Origin of the sequence: Devosia sp. 63-57 (assembly GCF_001899045.1) — a bacterium.
Lineage (GTDB): Bacteria > Pseudomonadota > Alphaproteobacteria > Rhizobiales > Devosiaceae > Devosia > Devosia equisanguinis.
In genome coordinates, this window is the sequence record NZ_MKUY01000004.1 from 501,932 (window position 1) to 521,448 (window position 19,517).

Here is a 19,517-nt window from a genome sequence, read left to right on the forward strand (position 1 = left end):
GGCAGCATTGCCGCCGCGCCGAAAATTGGAATCAGTCCTTGTGCGCCTTCCAATAGCGGTCGTCGGACAGGGTCAGGCCCAGTTCGAGATCCTGCACATTGGCGCGGATGGCGACGCGGCGTACTTCCTGGAACATATAAAGGAAGGGCGAGGTGTCGGTGTGCTCGACCTGGATTTCCTCATACATGGATTTGCGCACTTCGTTGTCGTTTTCGCGCAGGGCGGCCATGGCCTTGGGCGAGAGGTCGCCGGCATCCCAGCCGAAGCGGTCGGCCAGGCTCTGCGAGCCATCGGGCGTGTCGTCGGAATTGACCGCGAAAGCCTTGGCGTTTGAGTGCGGATCGGGATAGTCCGGGCCCCAGAGGCCCACCCAGATATCGAGATCGGAGGAGCGGTAGCGTTCGAGCCACTGTTGGCCATCGACCACCAGGAGATTGAGATCGATACCGGCCTGGGCCATGGTCGCCTGGGCGGCCTGGGCGAAGTCGGTATAGGGCGGCACGTTCCAGACCACGGTGTCGAGCTTGACCGGGGTGGTGACGCCGCTCGAGGCGATCAGTTCCTTGGCCTTCTCGATGTCGAGCGAATAAGGATTGTAGTCGAGGCTGCCCAAGAACCCTTCGGGAACCAGGGTCTGGTGAACCTTGATGGTGCCCTGGCCGATGGTCTGGGCGATGCCTTCATAGTCGACCAGATATTTCATGGCCTTGACGAAGTCGGGGTGCGAAAGGGCTTCGTTGCGGACGTTGAGGCCCATGTAATAGATAACGCCGGAGCTGCCATCGAGGGTCTTGATATCGGCGTTTTCGGCGATCGAAGTGTAGTCGTCGGCGCCAAGCTTGTTGGCGATGTCGATGTCACCCTTTTCGAGCAGCAGGCGCTGGGCGGCGCTTTCCGGCACGTGCTGGAAGAACAGCCGCTCCATGGCCGGCTTTTCCTGCCAGAAGTTCTCGTTGCGGGTGAGCAGGATCGACTGCTTGGGCGTCCAGGTGGTCAAAACGAACGGGCCCGAACCGGCGGAATTGGCCTGCTTGAGCCAGGCATTGCCCATGTCGCCATCGACTTCGTGTTCCATCACAAGCTTGCTGTCGACGATGCCGCCGCTGTGCGAGGAGAGGGCATAGAGCACGAAAGACTCGGCATAGGGTTCGCCGATTTCGAACACCAGCGTGGCGTCATCGGTGGCCTTGATGCGCTCTTCGACATTCTCGGCGTTGAGGCCCAGCTGTGTGAGCAGGAATGCGGAACGCGAGGCCATCTTGACCACGCGACGCAGCGAGAATTCGGCGTCATGGGCGGTGACCGGGTTGCCCGAGGCAAACTTGGCGGCCGGGTTCATCTTGAAGGTGAAGGTCTTGCCGTCTTCCGAGACGGTCCAGCTTTCGGCCAGGACGCCGTAGATCTTGGTCGGGTCGGCCACATCGGGGGCGATCAGTGTCTGGTAAATCTGCTTGGCGGCCATGATGCCACCGACTTCGCCAACTTCACCGGGGTCGAGCGTGATGATGTCGTCGAGCGCATCGGCGATGACGAGCGTATTGGCCGGGGTTGCCGCAAAGGTGACGCCGGTGAGCATGGTCATGCTCAACAGCGCTGCGGTCAGCGTCCTGGTCAGTTTCATGATGTTTCTCCTGGTTGAAGCTGCTGCGTTCCCGGCAGCGATATTGAAGGGGCATTGGGGCGGGCATTGTCCGAAAACACCCTCATGGTGCCGACCCAAAGTTCGATGGCCACCTCTTGCCCCGGATTGCGAGACATGTGCGGTAGGCTTGAGGAAAAGTGCAGCGTTCCGCCGGCCTCGAGGGGGTATTCCACCCCGTCGACCACGTAGAGCATGGTGCCGCTGATGAGGTAGACGAAGTCCTCGCCCTCATGGCGCATGGTTTCGGAGGCGAAGCCGGGCGGGATATGGGTGATGCAGGCGTTGAGCGCGGCATCGGCAAATCCAGGCTCGAGGAATTCGTAGAGCGGCTCGGTGGCGCCGAGCGAGAACCTTGCGCGCTTGCTGGAATGGGTCACCATCTGGTGCTGGCGCTGTGGTGCTTCGGAGAGGAACCGGTCGACATTGGTGTCGAGCGCACGGGCAACGGCGTAAAGCGAGGCAAGCGAGGGCCGGGAGATGTCGCGCTCGATCTGGGAGATGAAGCCGACAGTACGACCACTCGCCTTAGCGAGGTCATAGACTGTCAGCCCAAGTTCCCTGCGCCGCGCCCGGATGCGTGTGCCGAGCGTCGGCGTGGTGGATGTCTCCAACAGACGCTCCTGCCAATGCTTTGTTTAGCGAGACTAAACAGATCGCCGGGGTGCGGTCAATGTGCTGGAAGGCTGTAGGACGCAATCGTCTTTTTGATCGCCGCACTTTCCGGCTGCACTTCGGAAAATCCGAGTTCGTTGCGGATGCGGGTGGTGTCGAGGGTGAGCGGGTAGCGCAGGTCGGAGGCATCGGCGCGATCGGCCCACACGCCTTGACCGGCAGGTGCAGCAATCACCTCGGCGGTCGAGCCGATATAGGGCAGGAGGGTGCGGGCCCAATCCGCGGCACTGCGCACGAAATTCTGTCCCACATTATAGGTGCGCCCGGCGGCCTTGGGATGGAGCGCGGCAAGGGCGAAGGCTTCAGCGATGTCCTCGACATAGCCATAGGAGTTGAGCCAGCCATAGGCGCGCTCATCGATGGCGAAGGGCTCACCGGGTTTGGCATTGTCGGTGACCCAGCCGAAGCGGCGCTGTTTGTCGGCGACCCCGAAGATCATCGGCGGTCGCAGGATGACGGCATCGAGATCGGCGGCCCGGGCGGCCTCTTCGAGCACGATCTTGTCGTAGTTTTCGAAAAGGTCGTCGCTGACGCCCTGCGGACGGCGAGGGTTGCCGCGATAGGGGTAGCGCATGGTGCGGAGCGGTGCGTCTTCGTCGGCCGGCTCCATGCGTGGCGCGGCATTCCCCTTGCGCAGCAGGCCCTCATAATTGGCGTAAACATCCACTGAACTGGTGAGCACATAGCGCGCGCGGGCGCGCTGGGCGGCATTGATCACCGGCTGGGTGTTGCCGAGGCTCAGCGCGAAGATATCGACGACCGCCGTCACCTCATGGCGCCGGAAGATGGTGTCGAGCGCCGTTTCGTCGGTGCGGTCGGCGCGTTCGATTGCAACGCTCTCGGGCAGATTGGCCGGTTCGTGGCCGCGATGCACGACGACAGGTTTTTCGCCATGCGCCAGCAGGCGCAGCGCCACATTGCGTCCGAGGAAGCCGCTGCCGCCGATAATTGCCGTGGTCATGAAGTGCTGTTCCTGCCGCCAAGTGGTGGCTATGGTTCTATGAGCATATCGGGATGGAGGCCAGAGCCGGCAGGTTCGCGATGCACCGGTTTCGAAGTGGTGGCCTCGGTGCGCTCAGCTGTTGGGCCGGCTGACCGAGTTGCGCACGATCAGTTCGGCCCGCAGCAGCACTTTCTGCGATTTGGGCTGTTCGCCCGCCAGCATGGCCAGCAGCAATTCCATGGCCGCCTCGCCCATGCGGTGGCGGGGCTGTTTCATGGTGGTCAGCGAGGGGCTGACGAAGCTGGCAAAGGAAATGTCGTCGAACCCCATGACCGAAAACTGGCGGGGCAATTCGTAGCGCCGGGCGTTGAGGGCGATGATCACGCCCAGCGCCGTGGCGTCGTTGACGCAGAAGAAGGCCGTGGGCAGGGCATCGCGAACGAACATCAGTTCGGCGGCGGCGCGACCGCTTTCGGTGGTGCCCTCGCCATCGAGGATGAGGCGAGGGTCGATGGCTATGCCCGCGCTCTCGAGCGCGAGCCGATAGCCGGCCTCGCGCAAGCGATTGATCTCGCGGCCAGGCGAATGGCCGATGAAGGCGATGCGACGGTGGCCTTGGGAAATCAGGTGTTCGGTGGCGACACGCGCGCCTTCGAAATTGTCGACGCCCACGAAAGGCACGGGTTGGTCGACCACCGGCTCGTTCACTGCCACCATGGGCGGCAATCGGGTTTCTTCGGCGTTCTGGCCAAAGCCATAGGGCAAATGGCCGGTGAAGAGAATCAACCCGTCCGCCTGGTTGGAGCTGATGAAGCGCAGATAGTCGGTTTCCCGGCTGGGATCATTCTGGGTATTGCCGATCAGCAGGCCATAGCCGCGCTTGCTGGCCTCGGTTTCGAGGCCGACCAGGATGTTGGAGAAATTGGGGTCACCGACATCGGGGGCAAGGATCAGAATCATGTTGGAGCGCCGCATGCGCAGCGAGCGGGCCATGGCATTGGTGGTGTAGCCGGTGCGGGCAACGGCCTCCGCGACCTTGCGGCGCGTGGCGTCGGCGACCTTGGTCGGCTCGTTGATGGCCCGACTGACGGTGGCAATGGATACCCCGGCCAGGGCCGCGACATCTTCTATGGTTGCCAGCTTATGGTGCTGCACTTGGACCGCTCCGCCCTCGACGCCCGGCCACTTCGGACCAATGCGCCACTGCCTTTAGCAGATGCCGTTTCCTCCGCCACGGCATTCTCCACAAAGCCTATTACTTATGCCCTTGTGTAAACCTTTACATCAATCATGAAAACCTTTACATCATGGCTTGAGCAAAGAGCCGCACAGCAAGTGCGCCGTGCTCAGGGGAGGGGCTGCCAAGCATGAACGATGCGCAGGACAGGACAGTTGCGCCGATTTTATCGGCGCATCGCATCTCCAAGTCATTCGGCGAAATCCCGGTGTTGTTCAGCATCGATTTCGACATCAAGCCGGGCGAGGTTCACGCCATTATCGGCGAGAATGGCGCTGGCAAATCCACGCTGATCAAGATCCTCTCAGGCATCGAACAGCCGACCTCCGGCAGCATTATCTACGATGGCGAAACCGTAGTGCTGCCGCCCAATGGGCAGGCCGCATCCATGGGCATTGTGGTCATCCATCAGGAATTGCTGCTGGCCGAACATCTAAGCGTCGCGGACTCGATTTTCCTGGGGCGCGAGTTGCGCTCAGGGCCGTTCCTGCAACTTCGGGATATGCGCGAACAGACCCGCAGCATTCTCGACACACTGCATGTCAATATCGATCCCGATGCGCGCATCAACACGCTCTCGGTGGCCGACAAGCAGATGGTCGAGATCGCCAAGGCCATCAGCCGCGACGCGCGCGTCATCATCATGGACGAGCCGACGGCCGTGTTGTCGGTGGCCGAAACGCAGACCTTTTTCGAGCAGATCCGCCGGCTCACTGCCAAGGGCGTCGCCGTGATCTTCATTTCGCACAAGCTGGACGAAATCATGGAACTGGCCGACCGGGTGACCGTGTTGCGCGACGGGCAGTTGATCGCCACGGTCGGCACCGAGAACCTGACACCGGACTCCATCGCGCAGATGATGGTGGGGCGCGAACTGTCCAACCTCTATCCGCCCAAGCACGAGCCCGATGTCGATGCGCCGGTGGTGCTCTCGGTGCGCGATCTGGCCGCATCGGGCATTTCAAACATCTCTTTCGAACTCAAGCGCGGGGAAATCCTCGGCTTTGCCGGGCTGATCGGTTCCGGTCGCACGGCGGTGGCGGAGGCCATTGTCGGCTTGACCAAGAAGAGCGCTGGTACGGTGACGGTCAATGGCGCTGTTTCCGAGTTCTCCGATGTTTCGAAATCACTTGCGGCGGGCCTGGCCTATATGACCAAGGACCGGAAGGGGCGGGGGCTGCTGCTCAATGCAGGCCTCCAACCCAACCTTACGCTGCTGACGCTCAAAAAGCATTTGCGCAACGGGTTCCTGGACGGGCGCAGCGAAGAGCAGGCGCTGCAACGCGCGGTGCGCCGCTTCGACGTGCGGGCCCGCGATCCGTCAGTGCCGGTGGGAAAGCTCTCGGGTGGTAATCAGCAAAAGCTGATGCTGGGCAAGACCATGGAGAGCGAGCCGGACATCGTCATCATGGATGAGCCGACCCGCGGCATCGATGTCGGCACCAAGCAGCAGATTTATCACATCATCGCGGCGCTGGCCGCCGAGGGCAAGGCGATCATCGTCATCTCCTCGGAAATGCAGGAAGTCATCGGCCTTTCCCACCGTGTCGTGGTCATGCGCAATGGACGCATGGCCGGCGTGCTGGAGGGCGCAGAAATTACCGAAGCCGAGATCATGCGTTACGCGGCCGGCATCAAGCAGGGTGGAGAAAATGACCGTGTCAGCGCCTGAAACCGCGAGCAGGCCCCAGAAGGGCTTCAAGCTCGACCTGAAGACCGCTGGGCCATTGCTGGCGCTGATCCTGCTGGTCATTCTTGGCTATAGCCTGAACCCTGCCTTTCTCAACGAGGGCAATGTCACCAACCTGCTGACCCGCTCGGCCTTTATCGGCATCATCGCGGTAGGCGCCACATTCGTCATCACCGCCGGGGGCATCGATCTTTCGGTGGGCTCCATGGCTGCCTTTATCGCAGGCATGATGATCATCATCATGAACTCGGCAGTCGAGAGCATGGGGGCATCGATCTGGACCGTGCTGCTGGGCATCGGCTGTTCGCTTATCCTTGGAACAGGTGCCGGCTTCATCAATGGATTCCTGACCACCAAGGCAAAGATCGAAGCCTTTATCGTGACGCTGGGCACGATGGGCATTTATCGCTCGCTGGTGACCTATTTTGCCGATGGCGGCACGCTCTCGCTTAATAGCGGGGCCCGCGAAATCTACCGCCCGGTCTACTACGACAACTTCCTGCGCGTGCCCTATCCGGTCTGGGTGTTCATCATCGTCGCCGTCATCGGCTGGATCCTGATGAACCGCACCGCCTTCGGCCGCTATTGCATGGCTATCGGTTCCAACGAGCAGGTGGCGCGTTATTCGGCCATCAAGGTCGATCGCGTTCGCACCTGGACCTATATCCTTCAGGGTTTGTGCGTCTCGCTCGCCACCATTATCTATGTGCCGCGCCTGGGCTCGGCCTCCTCGGCCACCGGCGTGCTCTGGGAGCTGGAGGCCATCGCCGCAGTGATCATTGGTGGCACCATGCTTAAGGGCGGCTATGGCCGCATCGGCGGCACGGTGATCGGTGCGCTGATCCTCACCGCCATCGGCAATATTCTCAATCTCACCGATATCATCTCCAACTACCTCAATGGGGCAGTGCAGGGCGTGATCATCGTGGCGGCGGTCTATCTGCAGCGTGGCAGCTTCAAGCGCGCCATACGCAAGAAGGCCGAATAGCAAGCATTCCCGCTTCGCAAGGGCGGGCAAAACCGGCGCACAACGCGCCACTCAAGGGAGGACTACCCATGTCTATCAAGGCATTGACCCTGGCTCTGGCCGCGACCACCGCTCTGGCGCTTCCGGCCTTCGCTCAGGACCAGATCAAGATCGGTGTTTCCATTCCGGCAGCGACCCATGGTTGGGCAGGCGGGCTCAACTGGCATGCCGGGGAAGCTGAAAAGCGCATCGAAGCCCTGCATTCCAATATCGACGTGATCATCGTCACCGCCGATAGCCCCGCCGACCAGGCTGGCGACATCGAAGACCTGATCTCGGTGCAGCAGATCGACGCCCTCGTGGTGCTGCCGTTCGAATCCGAGCCGCTGGTCGAGCCGGTCCGCCAGGCCAAGGCCGCAGGTGCCTTCATCACCGTGGTGGATCGCGGCCTGCCCGATTCCACCATTCAAGACGTCTATGTCGCCGGCAACAATACCGAGCTGGGCGCCGTATCGGCCGAATACTTCAAGACCCGTCTGGGCGAAGGCGACAATATCGTCATCCTGCGCGGTATTCCGACCGTGATCGACACCGAGCGTTTCGACGCCTTCATGGCCGGGATCGAGGGCTCGGGCATCAATGTGCTCGACAACCAGTTTGCCAACTGGAACCGTGATGACGGCTTCGAAGTGATGCAGGACTTCCTCAGCCGCTTCCCCGATATTGACGGCGTCTGGGCGCAGGACGACGACATTGCCATGGGCGTGGTCGAGGCCGTGCGTCAGGCGGGCCGCGAAGGCGAGATGTTCATCGTCGGCGGCGCCGGCATGAAGGACGTCATTAAGGGCATCATGGATGGCGACGAGCTGATCCCGGTCGACGTGCTCTATCCGCCGGCGATGATCGCGACCGCCATCGACGTGACCGTGGCCAACTTCACCTCCAACGGTCCGGTGCAGGGCGAATATATCCTGGGCGCCCCGCTGGTAACCAAGGACAATGCTGCCCAGTTCTACTTCCCCGACAGCCCGTTCTGATCGGTTCTGATCATCTGAAAAGGGGCGCTTCGAGCGCCCCTTTTTGTTTTGATGCTGCGGCGTGTAGCCCGCTGCGGGCGCTAGAACAGGTCATAGGCCTGGTCGGCAGGCAAAGCGAGAAGCCGGTCGCGCATGTCCAGCTTCAGCCATTCGTGCCGCTCGTCTTCTTCTGGAGTGCGATCGGGTCTGCGGCCCAGGGCGATGAATTCATCGCGCACGATGCCGTCACGGATGCGCAGCCGGATCTCGGTGCCGCGATAGCTGAGGATGAACACATAGGCTTGTAGCGTCGTGCCGCGCTCGGGCTGCGCCAGATCGGCATCGACTTTGTAGCGACCCTCGGTCAGGCTGCGCGTCACCATTTCGAAGGCGTCGCGGGCGCCGGGGCCCTTAAAGGCGGTGCGAATTGCGATCTCCCGGCGTTCGGGGACCTCGCCATCGGCAAGCAGCGGCAAAGCACGCTGCATCACCTTGAAGCCATGGGCGACGCCGCCGGGAAAGCCGAAGCCATGATAGCTCATGAGGTCGTCGAAGCTGAAAAGCAGCGGTTTGCCGTTTTCGAGGACGGTAAGGGTTGTGGTGCTCATGGCTGGGTCTCCTTGTCGAGTTGATCGCGCATCCAGGGCAGGAAGCCATCGAGGAAACGAGTCGTCGCCGGCATGAAATGGCTGCCGTGGTGATAGAGGGGGTCGAGGCTGGTGATGATCATGCGGCCGGGGGTGGTCACCTCGTCCACATAGAGAATGGGCTTACCGCTCTCGTTGATCGCGAGGACTTCGGCGCCCGCCGGCACCTCGAACCAGCCATGAAGATGCCAGGTGATGTCCTTTTCACCCAATCGCGAAAACAGGCTGTGGCCAGGGCTGGCGATGCGCACGCCCAAATCGGCGCCGGGCGTCAGCCACCACCAGAAATTGGTGGGCTGCGGCGTGAATTCTATGCCGGGCAGGAAAAGCTGGCTGTCGCTTTCGCCGGTGGCGATGATGGTACCGCCTTGGTCGAGATAGGCCCGCAACGCCTCGCGATGCGGCAACATGCGGTCGGCGGGTGTGCGACAGGGGATGAGGACGACGGCGAAGTCTGCGAGCCGGATAGTGCCGAGGTCTTCGGGGCGCACCAGCCGATCGAAATAGCCGGCATAACGCGGGCTTTCCAGGCTCCCGATGTGGTAATATGTGCCCGGATGAATGGCGAGGATGGCCATCAGAGTTCTCCCGTGGTCCAGGCGATGATGCGCGGCCCGACAATGGCGTGATTAGGATTTGGGCCCTTCATGCCACCGATGTCATTGCCGGCATGGCTGAACATCTTGCCACCTGCGGGGAGCGTCCATTCCCAGTCGATGGGGTGTCTGTCGGGTCCAATGCCGTTGATGGCGCGGGCGCCTTGCGGCATGGGATTGTGGCCCCGGCCGTAAAATCCGGCGACGCCATTATTTTCCTCGAAGTCGGATTGCTCGATGCCGGAAAAGATCGGGTGCTCGGCAAGGCGGGTCAGCGTCAGATCGGTGCGACGGGCCCGGGGGATCGGCAGGAAGTGCTCGAGGCCGGCCAGGAAGGGGCGCATGATGTGGCCGTTGAAGAACCAGCGGCCGCCGCGAGCCATGAAAGTGGCAAGCGCATCTGAAAACTGCATGAAGCCGACCTGGTCGAGATGGCTGGTGGTGATCAGTCCGCGCGCCGTGGCGAAGAGATGGGGCGACAGGTCGCGCTCGCGCACGAGGAGTGCATCGTTTCGCTCCATGGCCAGTGCGAAGAGGTCGGGCGCCGGGCCGAAGTGGGAGTGAACGAGCAGCAAGCGCCCGCTCTTGTCGTCAGTGCGGCTCATGGCTGAGGCTGCCTGAATGGCCGGGTTGGAGCGGCGAGGCTTGGAGCGCGCAACAAGGCGCACGCGGCACGAACCTTGGTTCGGTGCATGGTGGTGGATCCAGTCCTGTTGGTTTTCGGAGCCGCTGGCTCCTAATTCGGACTGCTACGATCAGCTTTATGTGATGTCAATAAAGCTGATCTCAAATATCATATTCAGTGACGCCGTGTCGCAACCAACATGTCAGGCGGTGCGGGCGGCGCGCAGTTCCGGCGCATCCATGCCGTCTTGCCAGAACCAATAGCGAATATCACCGTCGCAGCGGAAATTGACCACGTCGTGACTGCCCTCGGCGTCCATGGCGTGAATGACGACGCCACCCAGAAACCCGCCGGAGAGGTCCTGCAGGTCCTCGATGGCGAACTCGATGGCTTCGGAGAGGCTATAGCCTAGCCGCAGGGCCATGACGATGGCGCGGGCTGTGCCGGCGCGCATGGTCATCTCACCGGTATGGGTGCAGGCGGCAGCGCCGTAGCGGCTATCGGCGTAAAAGCCGGCGCCGGGAATGGGGCTGTCGCCCAGCCTTCCGGGATATTTCCAGGCCCATCCCGAGGTGGACGTAGCGGCGTGAATACCCTTCTTGGTGTCTTGGCAGAGGAAAACCGTGGTGTCGCGTACCCGTTCCGGATCGGTAATGGCGGTGCTGAGCGGGGCCAAGGGGATGTCTGGGAAATTGGCGCGCTGCTCGGCGCTCATTTCCTTTTCCAGCCGTTCCCACCACACCCTCTTGCTATCGGGAAACAGCGCGTCGTCGCGTGTGAAGCCGATCTCGTCGGCAAAGCGGCGGGCGCCGGCGCCGGTCAGCGTCACATGGGGCAGGCGCTGCATCACCTCATAGGCGAGGGCGCAGACCGGGATGGTGTCGGGAACGGCGCCCACAGAGCCCACAGTGCGGGTGGTGCCGTTCATCACCGCCCCGTCGCACTCCATGACCCCCAGCATGTTTGGCCAGCCGCCATAGCCGACGCTGCGGACCTTGGGCTCGGCCTCGACGCGGGAAATGCCGCTCACCATGGCGGGGAGCCCCTCGTCGCCGGCGCGCAGGCGCTCGACGGTGTGAGAAAAGCCCGGCCAGGCTTCGGCATTGGCTAGCAGCAGCATGATAAACCCGCTAAGAATTGACTATGAAACCGATTTCACAATCGACCGTGATCGTCAATCCATCCGGGTGTCCGTCAGGCGGTGGCGCCAGGGACGAAATGGGTTGGCACAGTCACCAGCCGCTCGCCCGGCGCGGCGGGGTTGGTCAGCAATTGAGCGATGCGGGCCACGTAGTCGGCCTTGTCGAAGCCGATGGAAGCGATTGGATAGGCCGCCATACCGATCAGCGAGAGGTTGTCGAAGCCGTAAAGGCGGAAACGGCTGGGGCGATGGCCCGGAAAGTCGTCGCGTCGCATATCGAGCAAGCCCATGGCCATGGCGTCCGAGGTGCAGAACACCGCCTCGGGCCAGATGTCGCCAGCCAGCATGGAGGCCGCAGCGCGGCCGCTGGCATAGGAATAGTCGCCCTGGACCATCCGTTCGAGCGCGATGCCCGCGTCCGCCAAGGCGGTCAGGTAATGGTCTATGCGCTTTTTCTCGGTGGGGGAGGTGGCGCGGCCCGTCACGAGGGCTGCGGTGCGCACGCCCTTGGCGGCAGCATCGGCGACTGCCGCTGCAATTCCCGGCGCCTCGTCGGCGATGACGGCGGGCGAGATGTCGTCGTGCCGGCCGTTGAGCATTATGACGGTTTCGGAGCGGAACAGGTCGCGAATGCGCGGGGCGTCGGCGAAGTCGGAAAAGACCAACGCTGCATCGACGTGGTAGGCGATGCCTTTCTGGATCACTTCGGCGGCGTGATCCTCGCTGTCCATGCGGATGAGGATCATCTGCTTGCCCAGCTGCTGAATGGCCTCGAGCAGACGGTCGAACAGGTCGATATCGGAGAGGTCGTGAATGTGGTTGACCACCACCGCCACGAGATCCAGCGACTGGCGCGACATGCCGCGCGCCAGAGCATTGGGGCTGTAGCGCAATTGCGCCGCCGCCGCCTCCACCCGCGCCTTCTTCTCCGGCGAAACCGGGCGCTTGTCGGTGGAAAGGGCGCGCGATGCCACGGCGCGCGACACGCCGGCCAGGGCGGCGACATCGGCAATGGTGGGCGCGGGCTTGTTGTCTCGGCCGGCTCGCGGCATGTATCCCCACTCTAGATTTCAGGCGGACAGCCAGATGATGATGACCTGTTTCGATATCGGCGGCAGCAATATCAAAGCTGCGACCGCCACAGGCCCGGAGACATTGCATAATCTGGGACGGGCAGTGACGCCACTGCTCGATTTCGATGCCTTTGTTGGCGTGATCGCTGATTTTGTGGCTGCGGGGCGGGCGGCCGACGGCGCACCGGTGGCCATTTCCATCACCGGCGTGGTCGATCCGCAAACCGGCATCGCCACCGTCGCCAATATTCCGTGCATCGATGGGCGTAATCTGGCCGGAGACCTGTCGGCGCGCCTTGGGCGTCCGGTTTTCGTCGCCAATGACGCCGATTGCTTTGCCCTGGCCGAGGCGCATGCCGGGGCGGGCAAGGGGCATGGCGTGGTGTTCGGCGCCATTCTGGGTACGGGCGTAGGTGGCGGCATTGTGGTCGATGGACGGGTCTTGCGCGGGGCGGGCGGCATTGCCGGCGAATGGGGGCACGGCACGATCGTGGCCACCGATGTCAGCGTCAAACCCTTCCATCTCCCGCACTTCCCCTGCGGCTGTGGGCAGAAAGGCTGTGCCGACACCATTGGTGGCGCGCGCGGCATGGAGCGGCTGCACACGCATCTGCATGGCGTGGATCTGCCGAGCCTTGCCATTGTCGAGGCCTGGATGGGGGGCGAGGCGACGGCCGCCGAAACCATCGATCTCTATGTCGAGCTCTTGGCCCAACCCTTGGCACTGGTGGTCAATGTCGTCGGTCCCGATATTGTCCCGGTGGGCGGTGGGCTGGGCAATAGCGCGGCGCTGGTGGAGCGGCTGGACGTGGCGGTGCGCCAGCGCATCCTGCGCAAGCTTGGCCGGTCGCTGGTGGTTCCGGCGCAGTTCAGCGTCGATGCAGGGCTGCTGGGCGCCGCTAATCTGGGATTTTCGGAGATGACGGCATGACATTGCTGGAAGTTTGCGTTGATGATGGCGCGGGCCTCGCTTCTGCCATTGCCGGCGGTGCCGATCGGATCGAATTGTGCTCGGCGCTGGAGATGGGTGGGCTGACGCCGGGGCCGGGTTTGATCGCCGAGGCGGCGCAGGCGCCCATTCCGGTGCGCGCCATGGTGCGGCCGCGCCCGGGGGATTTCGTGGTGTCCAACCAGGACATGGCAATCTTGCTGGGCGATATATCAGCCATTCGGGCGGCCGGGCTTTCCGGCGTGGTGTTGGGTGCCAGCCTGCCCGATGGGAGGCTGGATGTCATAAATCTAGCGCGTCTGGTCGAGGCTGCGGGACCGTTGCACAAGACCTTGCACCGGGCCATCGATCTCGTGCCCGACATGGCAGAGGCGGTGGAGCAGGCGGTTGCCCTGGGCTTTGACACCATTCTGACCTCGGGCCGTGCCGATACCGCCATGGCTGGACTGGACGAGATTGCATTGGTGCATGCAGTTGCGGCCGGGCGGATCACCATTATGGCCGGGGCCGGAGTCAATGCCGACAACGCGGCTGCCATCTTAGGCCGTGTGCGGCTGGGGGCTCTGCATGGCTCCTGCTCTGCGCCTGCCCAGGCCGATAGTGCGGCGGCGGCGCGGCTGGGTTTCGATAGCCCCTTGCGCAAGGCGACGAGCGCCGAGAAGGTGGCCGCAATGAAGGCCGCGATCCGCGCAGCTTCCTGAGGGAGCTAAATCCTGGCGCAGGACTGGCCGATGACGAGGCGCGGCATGGCGACATGGGTGCGTGGCGGCATAGCAGCGCCGCCGCGAGTGGTAATGCGCTCGAGTATCCAGCGGGCCGCGACCTCCGCCAGTTCTTCGACAGGCTGCACCACGGTGGTGATGCGAGGCTTGATGACACTGCCCCAAGGCACGTCATCGACGCCGGTGAGCGAAATGTCCTCGGGGCAGCTGAAACCGAGATCGTTGATCGCCTGCAATGCGCCCAGCGCCATGAGGTTGTTGGCAGCGACGATGGCGGTCGGGCGGTTGGAGCGCGACATCAGCCGTGTGACGTGGTCATAAGCGCGTTCGCCACTGAAATCGGCAGCGATCTCAAGTTCCGGATCGACATCAATGCCCGATGCCGCCATGGCGGTGCGGAAGCCGGCAAGGCGCAGGCGCGCAGTCCACCAATGCGGCTGTCCGCCCAAATAGCAGATGCGCCGATGGCCGAGGCGGATGAGATATTCGGTCAGCATGGTGGTGGTCAATTCGTTGTCAGAGCAGACGAAATCAAGTTTTACGCCGTCGACATACTGGTCGATCAAGACCACGGGTACATCGATCTGGCGTAGGAAGGCGGCAAAGGCGGGGTCGTTGCTGATCGGTGCCATGATAATGCCTCCGACCCGGTGGCGGCGGAGCTGCGACAGCGTGAGGATTTCGCGGTCTGCATGGGAGGCGGTATCAGCCACGATCAGCATGTGGTCGGTCTGCGACACCACGGCATCAACATTGCGCAGCAGGCGCCCGAAGAACGGGTTGCCGATATCGCCGAGCACCAGGCCGATCAGCTTGTTATGGCCGCGCCGCAGGCTTTGCGCCATGGCGGAGGGGCTGTAGCCCAAGTCCTCTGCGGCCTGTTCGATGCGTTCGCGAGTCTCCTGGCTGATCGGGCCCTTGCCGTTGAGCGCCAGAGAAACCGTCGATATGGCGACCCCGGCGCGTTTGGCGACATCGCGGATGGTTGCCATGCTTATCCTCACGAAACGATTTTTTGCCGACGCCATAATCGGCCTCTAACCGCCACGAAAATGCCGGTAGGCCGACACAGTGACAAGCTGTTTCTGTCAGTTTTGTGGTGTTCGATTTATGTTCGATGCTTGTCACACGGGGTTCTCGCTGGTTTGGTCATTGAAACGGTTCGACCCAAGGAGGGGGGCCGTTGGTCAGGCGTGGTCCTCGGATCGGCGCCCGGTTCAGAAAGGGAAAGACATGATACGCAATCGTCTCAATGGGCTGGCCGGCATCTCTGCTGCCGCCGTCATGCTGGCCGGCATTGCCGCTCCCGCGGCGGCGCAGGACGTGACGCTCAAAATGTGGACGCTCAACAATACCGGTTACCAGGAGTTCGTCGCCCAGGCCGCCGAAGAGTTCAAAAAGCTCCACCCCAACGTGAACATCGTTCACGAGATCTTCCCGGGCGACCAGTACAAGACCGGCATCCAGGTGGCCCTGGTTGGTTCGGCGCCGCCTGACGTGTTCTTCAACTGGGCCGGCGAAGATGCCAAGCGCCTGGTGGCCGATGGCCTGGTGCTCGATCTCACCGATCTGGGAAATGCCGAGGGTGGCTTCCGGCAGACCCTGTCGCAGGGTTGGCAGGATACCTTCACCTATGAGGGCAAGATCTATGGCGTGCCTGTCGATGCCGTGTCGGTCTATCTTTACAACAATGTCGACTACTTCGCCGAGCACAACCTGACCCCGCCCAAGACCTTCACCGAGCTTACCGGGCTCTGCAAGGCGGTGCGCGAAATCAATCCCAACACCGTGCCGCTGCCGCTGGGCAATGCCGGTCGCTGGAAGGCCATTCACCTGATGACCATGCTCAATGAGCGGGTGCTGGGTCAGGATGCCACCGAGGCCGACTATGCGCTGAGCCGCGCTGCCGACGCGCTGTTCACTGACCCGGGCTATGTCACTGCCTATGACAAGCTCATCGAAATGCAGGATGCCGGCTGCTTTGAAGACGCGCCGAACGCCACCGATTCCGAGCTGGCTGACGTGATGTTCTCTTCGGGCGCCTCGCCGATGGCCTGGTGCGGCACCTGGTGCATGGGTGACTTCGATGCCGAAGGCCTTGCCTATAACATGACGCGCTTCCCGATCATGGAAGATGGCAAGGGCGAGCCCGGCGCCTATTTCATGGTGCCAGAGGGCTACCAGGTCTCCGCCAAGACCGCCAATCCCGAACTGGCCGCTGCCTGGGTGAGCTTCCTCGTGTCCGACGCGCAGGCTGAGAAGTTTGCCGAGATCCTCAAGTTCCTGCCTTCGAACGCCAACACCATCGACCAGGTCGATGGCGCCACCGAGCACTTCAAGTGGGCCGCCGCCGACATGGCCACCTACACCGCCGGCGTCAATGTGCTCGACGTGCTGCTCGAAGCCAGCGTCGCCGAAGCCTATATGAACGCCACGGTCGAAGTGCTGAACCGCACCCTGACCCCCGCCGAAGCCGTCGCCCAGATCCGCGACGCGGCGGTGAAGGCCAAGGCCGCATCCGGCCTCTAGGCCGTATCCTTCCCGTCGGCCGGTTCCTCCCCCGGCCGACGGGATTTTTGTTTGCCTTGCAGCGCGATAGCCGGACGGCGCTCAGCCCAGCCGGGTTACATCGTGTCTGTCGAACTGCCAGCGCGCCCTGATCGGCTTCCGATGCGGAAGTCCCGGGGTGGGCGGCGGAAGTCAGGAGCCTGTTACTTATGAGCGCATCCTCGTCATCGCCCGGCGCTGCCGCCAGGGCCATGCGCATTGCCGGCCTAAATGGCGCCATGCTGGCGCCGGCGCTCGGCCTTGTCGGCATTTTCGTGCTGCTGCCATCGGTCATGACACTCGTGGGGTCGTTTTATGCGTTCGGCATCACCTCGAGCAGCTGGAGCTGGGTCGGGTTCGACAACTATCTGCGCGCCTTTTCCGATCCGGTATTCTGGATCGCGCTCAAGAACAATTTCATCATCATCTTCGGCTCGATCCTCAGCCAAGTGGGGCTGGGGGCAATCCTGGCCGCCGTGCTCGATCGCGGCATCAGGCGGGGCTCGACAGCCTACCGCACCATCATCTTCATGCCGGTGGTCATCTCTTCAGTCGCGGTGTCGCTGATCTGGATGATGATCTACGACCCCAATGTCGGCTCGCTCAATGCGCTGGTGAAGGCGGTCGGTCTGACGCCGCCCAAGCTGGGCTGGCTCGGCGACCCGGGCATTTCAATCTGGATGGTGCTGCTGACGGCCGCCTGGGCCAATGTCGGCTTCCAGATGGTGCTCATTCTGGCCGGGCTGCAGGCCATTCCCAAAGAACTCTATGAAGCCGCTTCGCTTGATGGCGCGCGTGGGCTCAAGGCCTTCTGGCACATCACCCTGCCGGGCATCCGCAATATCCTGATCGTGGGCGTACTGATCACCACGATCGGCGGGTTGAAAGTGTTCGACCTGATCTTCGTGATGACCGGCGGCGGACCGGCCAACGCCACCCAGGTCATGGGCACCTATATTTATCTGCAGGCCTTCAACCTCGGAAATATGGGCTATGCCAATGCCCTCTCCATCATCCTGCTGCTGATCGCGCTCTTGCTTGGCGTCGCTCAGCTCAAACTGTCGCGTCGGGGGTAAGGCCATGAAGCGTTTTCGTGCCGTCTCCATCGGCTTGCATCTCTTCGTCTCGATCTGGGCACTGTTCGTGCTGGCGCCAGTAGTGTGGATGGTCCTGGCTGGCTTCCGCACGCGTGCGGAAATCTTTACCCAGCCGCTGGGGCTGCCGAAGTCGCTGGATTTCGCCGCCTTCGAGCGCGCCTGGAACACGGGCATTGCCGGGTTCATTCTCAACTCGGTCTTTGTCACCATCATCTCGGTGACGCTGATCATCGTGACCAGCGGCATCGCCGCCTATGTGCTGGCGCGGTCCGAAAGCAAGGTCCTTAAATGGATCTATGTGCTCATCGTGGCGAGCTTTGCCGTGCCCAGCCAATCGGTGCTGGTGCCCCTTTACCAGATCATATCCGGGGCAGGGCTGCTCAATTCGCTCTTTGCGATCGTCCTGCCCTATGCCGCCTATGGCATCCCGTTCACCACGGTGCTGTTCTATGCCTTCTTCCTCGAATTTCCGCGTGAGCTTGAAGAGGCGGCGCGGCTCGATGGCTGTTCGCGCCTGCAGGTCATCACCCGCATCGTATTGCCGCTTTCGGGGTCGGCCATTGCCAGCGCCGCGATCTTCCAGGCGGTTTTCGTCTGGAACGAGTTCCTGCTTGCACTGCTGCTGCTTACGGACACCAGCATCAAGACGCTGCCGCTCGGCATGCTCAACTTGCGCGGCCAGTTCAGCTCGGACTGGCCGGCAGTGATGGCCGGCGTCACCATCGTCACCCTGCCCATGCTCATCCTGTTCATCCTGGCCCAGCGCTACTTCGTGCGCAGCCTGGCCGGCCTCGGCAAATAGGGAAAACCCATGCCCAGTCTGAAAATTACCAATCTCGAAAAGCACTACCAGAGTTTCCACGCGCTCAAGTCGATCTCGCTCGATATCGAGGATGGCGAGTTCGTGGTGATGGTGGGGCCATCCGGTTGCGGCAAGTCCACGCTGCTGCGCTCGATTGCCGGGCTCGAAACCGTCGATAGCGGCACGATTACGATCAAGGACCGAGACGTCACCCATCTCGAGCCGTCCGATCGCGGCGTCGCGATGGTGTTCCAGAACTATGCGCTCTATCCCCATATGACTGTGGCGCAGAATATGGGCTTCAACCTGCAGATCGCGGGGCGTCCCAAGGCCGAAATCGTTGCGGCGGTGGATCGCGCCGCCAAGATCCTGCGCATCACCGACCATCTCAATAAATTCCCCAAGGCTTTGTCCGGTGGGCAAAAGCAGCGTGTCGCCATCGGCCGGGCCATTACCCGCTCGCCCGATGTCTTCCTGTTCGATGAGCCGCTGTCCAACCTCGATGCGGCACTGCGTACGCAGATGCGCGTCGAGCTTGGCCGGCTGCATAAGGAACTGGGCACGACGATGATCTATGTCACCCACGATCAGGTCGAGGCCATGACCATGGCCGACCGTATCGTGGTCATGCGAGACGGCATCATCGAGCAGGTGGGCTCGCCGCTCGATCTCTATAACCGCCCGGCCAATCAGTTCGTCGCCGGCTTCCTCGGCTCGCCGCGCATGAACTTCCTCGCTGCGTCCATTGAGGCCATTGCCGATGGCGCGGTGACCTTGGCGATTGCCGGTCTGAAACAGACACTGGTGCTGCCGCTCGACGAGGCCGGTGCTGGGCTCAAGATCGGCGACAGCGTGCGGATCGGGTTCCGTCCGGAGGCTGCGCTGGCCGATGGCACGGACGGTCTGGTGCTGCCTGCCAATGTGCGGGTGGTGGAGAGCCTTGGCCGCGAGACACTGGTCTATGCCGATGCTGGCGTGGTGCGGTCCATCGACTCCGAGTCGCAGGACGGCTTCTTTGCCGTGCACCAGTCGCAGCAATTGCAGTTTGCCTATGACGCGCCGTTCACCCTCGGCGTGCCGGCGGATGCGCTCTATCTCTTCGACGCCTCCGGCAAGACGCGGCGCTTCGCCCGCCGGGCCGCCTGATCCCT

19 protein-coding genes are annotated in these 19,517 nt (G+C 62.5%); 9 read left to right on the forward strand and 10 right to left on the reverse strand.

The genetic code is table 11. The annotated features are described in order from the left end of the window. Nucleotides 1–31: 31 nt before the first annotated feature. The 4 genes from BGO80_RS07585 to BGO80_RS07600 form a co-directional block, all read right to left on the reverse strand. A complete protein-coding gene (locus BGO80_RS07585) occupies nucleotides 32–1,621 on the reverse strand; it encodes an ABC transporter substrate-binding protein (RefSeq protein ID WP_286720573.1) in 1,590 nt (529 codons plus the stop codon). After that, nucleotides 1,618–2,253 carry a helix-turn-helix domain-containing protein gene (locus tag BGO80_RS07590; protein WP_286720575.1) on the reverse strand — a complete coding sequence of 212 codons (636 nt, stop codon included), beginning with the start codon at nucleotides 2,251–2,253 and terminating at the stop codon, nucleotides 1,618–1,620. The genes BGO80_RS07585 and BGO80_RS07590 overlap by 4 nt, the downstream gene beginning before the upstream one ends. A 56-nt stretch (nucleotides 2,254–2,309) precedes the next feature. Further along, nucleotides 2,310–3,275 carry an NAD-dependent epimerase/dehydratase family protein gene (locus BGO80_RS07595; protein ID WP_286720577.1) on the reverse strand — a complete coding sequence of 322 codons (966 nt, stop codon included), beginning with the start codon at nucleotides 3,273–3,275 and terminating at the stop codon, nucleotides 2,310–2,312. Between the two features lie 114 nt (nucleotides 3,276–3,389). After that, nucleotides 3,390–4,412, reverse strand: coding sequence for a LacI family DNA-binding transcriptional regulator (locus BGO80_RS07600; RefSeq protein WP_286720579.1), 1,023 nt, complete (start codon nucleotides 4,410–4,412; stop codon nucleotides 3,390–3,392). A gap of 212 nt (nucleotides 4,413–4,624) precedes the next feature. Here BGO80_RS07600 and BGO80_RS07605 point away from each other — a divergent pair, with 212 nt between their 5' ends. From BGO80_RS07605 to BGO80_RS07615, 3 genes are all read left to right on the forward strand, one after another. After that, complete coding sequence (locus BGO80_RS07605) at nucleotides 4,625–6,166, forward strand: sugar ABC transporter ATP-binding protein (protein ID WP_286720581.1); 1,542 nt, start codon at nucleotides 4,625–4,627, stop codon at nucleotides 6,164–6,166. Then, nucleotides 6,147–7,172 carry an ABC transporter permease gene (locus tag BGO80_RS07610; protein ID WP_126149818.1) on the forward strand — a complete coding sequence of 342 codons (1,026 nt, stop codon included), beginning with the start codon at nucleotides 6,147–6,149 and terminating at the stop codon, nucleotides 7,170–7,172. Before BGO80_RS07605 ends, BGO80_RS07610 begins: the two co-directional genes overlap by 20 nt. 68 nt (nucleotides 7,173–7,240) lie before the next feature. Next, nucleotides 7,241–8,188 (forward strand): substrate-binding domain-containing protein, encoded by a 948-nt coding sequence (locus tag BGO80_RS07615; RefSeq protein WP_126149819.1) that lies wholly within the window; start codon nucleotides 7,241–7,243, stop codon nucleotides 8,186–8,188. An 80-nt stretch (nucleotides 8,189–8,268) separates the two neighbouring features. On the opposite strand, the gene BGO80_RS07620 is transcribed toward BGO80_RS07615, so the two are convergent. From BGO80_RS07620 to BGO80_RS07640, 5 genes are all read right to left on the reverse strand, one after another. Next, nucleotides 8,269–8,775 carry a hypothetical protein gene (locus tag BGO80_RS07620; RefSeq protein ID WP_286720584.1) on the reverse strand — a complete coding sequence of 169 codons (507 nt, stop codon included), beginning with the start codon at nucleotides 8,773–8,775 and terminating at the stop codon, nucleotides 8,269–8,271. Beyond that, nucleotides 8,772–9,392 (reverse strand): hypothetical protein, encoded by a 621-nt coding sequence (locus tag BGO80_RS07625; RefSeq protein ID WP_286720585.1) that lies wholly within the window; start codon nucleotides 9,390–9,392, stop codon nucleotides 8,772–8,774. The genes BGO80_RS07620 and BGO80_RS07625 overlap by 4 nt, the downstream gene beginning before the upstream one ends. Next, entirely contained in the window at nucleotides 9,392–10,015 is a 624-nt protein-coding gene (locus BGO80_RS07630; protein WP_286720586.1) for a hypothetical protein, read from the reverse strand. The genes BGO80_RS07625 and BGO80_RS07630 overlap by 1 nt, the downstream gene beginning before the upstream one ends. Before the next feature lie 222 nt (nucleotides 10,016–10,237). Continuing rightward, the gene (locus BGO80_RS07635; RefSeq protein WP_286720587.1) at nucleotides 10,238–11,155 is read right to left on the reverse strand and encodes an isoaspartyl peptidase/L-asparaginase; all 918 of its coding nucleotides are present in this window, start codon (nucleotides 11,153–11,155) and stop codon (nucleotides 10,238–10,240) included. Nucleotides 11,156–11,229: 74 nt separating this feature from the next. Then, nucleotides 11,230–12,228, reverse strand: coding sequence for a LacI family DNA-binding transcriptional regulator (locus BGO80_RS07640; protein WP_286720589.1), 999 nt, complete (start codon nucleotides 12,226–12,228; stop codon nucleotides 11,230–11,232). 37 nt (nucleotides 12,229–12,265) lie between these two features. Here BGO80_RS07640 and BGO80_RS07645 point away from each other — a divergent pair, with 37 nt between their 5' ends. Further along, nucleotides 12,266–13,180, forward strand: coding sequence for an ROK family protein (locus BGO80_RS07645; RefSeq protein WP_286720754.1), 915 nt, complete (start codon nucleotides 12,266–12,268; stop codon nucleotides 13,178–13,180). Further along, complete coding sequence (locus BGO80_RS07650) at nucleotides 13,177–13,899, forward strand: copper homeostasis protein CutC (protein WP_286720591.1); 723 nt, start codon at nucleotides 13,177–13,179, stop codon at nucleotides 13,897–13,899. The genes BGO80_RS07645 and BGO80_RS07650 overlap by 4 nt, the downstream gene beginning before the upstream one ends. Before the next feature lie 5 nt (nucleotides 13,900–13,904). Here the strand turns inward: BGO80_RS07650 and BGO80_RS07655 are convergent, their stop codons facing one another. Beyond that, complete coding sequence (locus BGO80_RS07655; RefSeq protein ID WP_286720592.1) at nucleotides 13,905–14,912, reverse strand: LacI family DNA-binding transcriptional regulator; 1,008 nt, start codon at nucleotides 14,910–14,912, stop codon at nucleotides 13,905–13,907. A 241-nt stretch (nucleotides 14,913–15,153) separates the two neighbouring features. Between BGO80_RS07655 and BGO80_RS07660 the strand changes: the two genes are divergently transcribed. From BGO80_RS07660 to BGO80_RS07675, 4 genes are all read left to right on the forward strand, one after another. Continuing rightward, the gene (locus tag BGO80_RS07660; protein ID WP_286720593.1) at nucleotides 15,154–16,449 is read left to right on the forward strand and encodes an ABC transporter substrate-binding protein; all 1,296 of its coding nucleotides are present in this window, start codon (nucleotides 15,154–15,156) and stop codon (nucleotides 16,447–16,449) included. A gap of 188 nt (nucleotides 16,450–16,637) precedes the next feature. Then, nucleotides 16,638–17,543, forward strand: a complete 906-nt coding sequence (locus tag BGO80_RS07665; protein ID WP_286720595.1) for a carbohydrate ABC transporter permease — start codon at nucleotides 16,638–16,640, stop codon at nucleotides 17,541–17,543. 4 nt (nucleotides 17,544–17,547) lie between these two features. Then, a complete protein-coding gene (locus BGO80_RS07670) occupies nucleotides 17,548–18,366 on the forward strand; it encodes a carbohydrate ABC transporter permease (protein ID WP_286720597.1) in 819 nt (272 codons plus the stop codon). Nucleotides 18,367–18,375: 9 nt separating this feature from the next. Continuing rightward, on the forward strand, nucleotides 18,376–19,512 hold the full coding sequence (locus BGO80_RS07675) for an ABC transporter ATP-binding protein (RefSeq protein ID WP_286720599.1): 1,137 nt from the start codon (nucleotides 18,376–18,378) through the stop codon (nucleotides 19,510–19,512). Nucleotides 19,513–19,517: the final 5 nt, after the last annotated feature.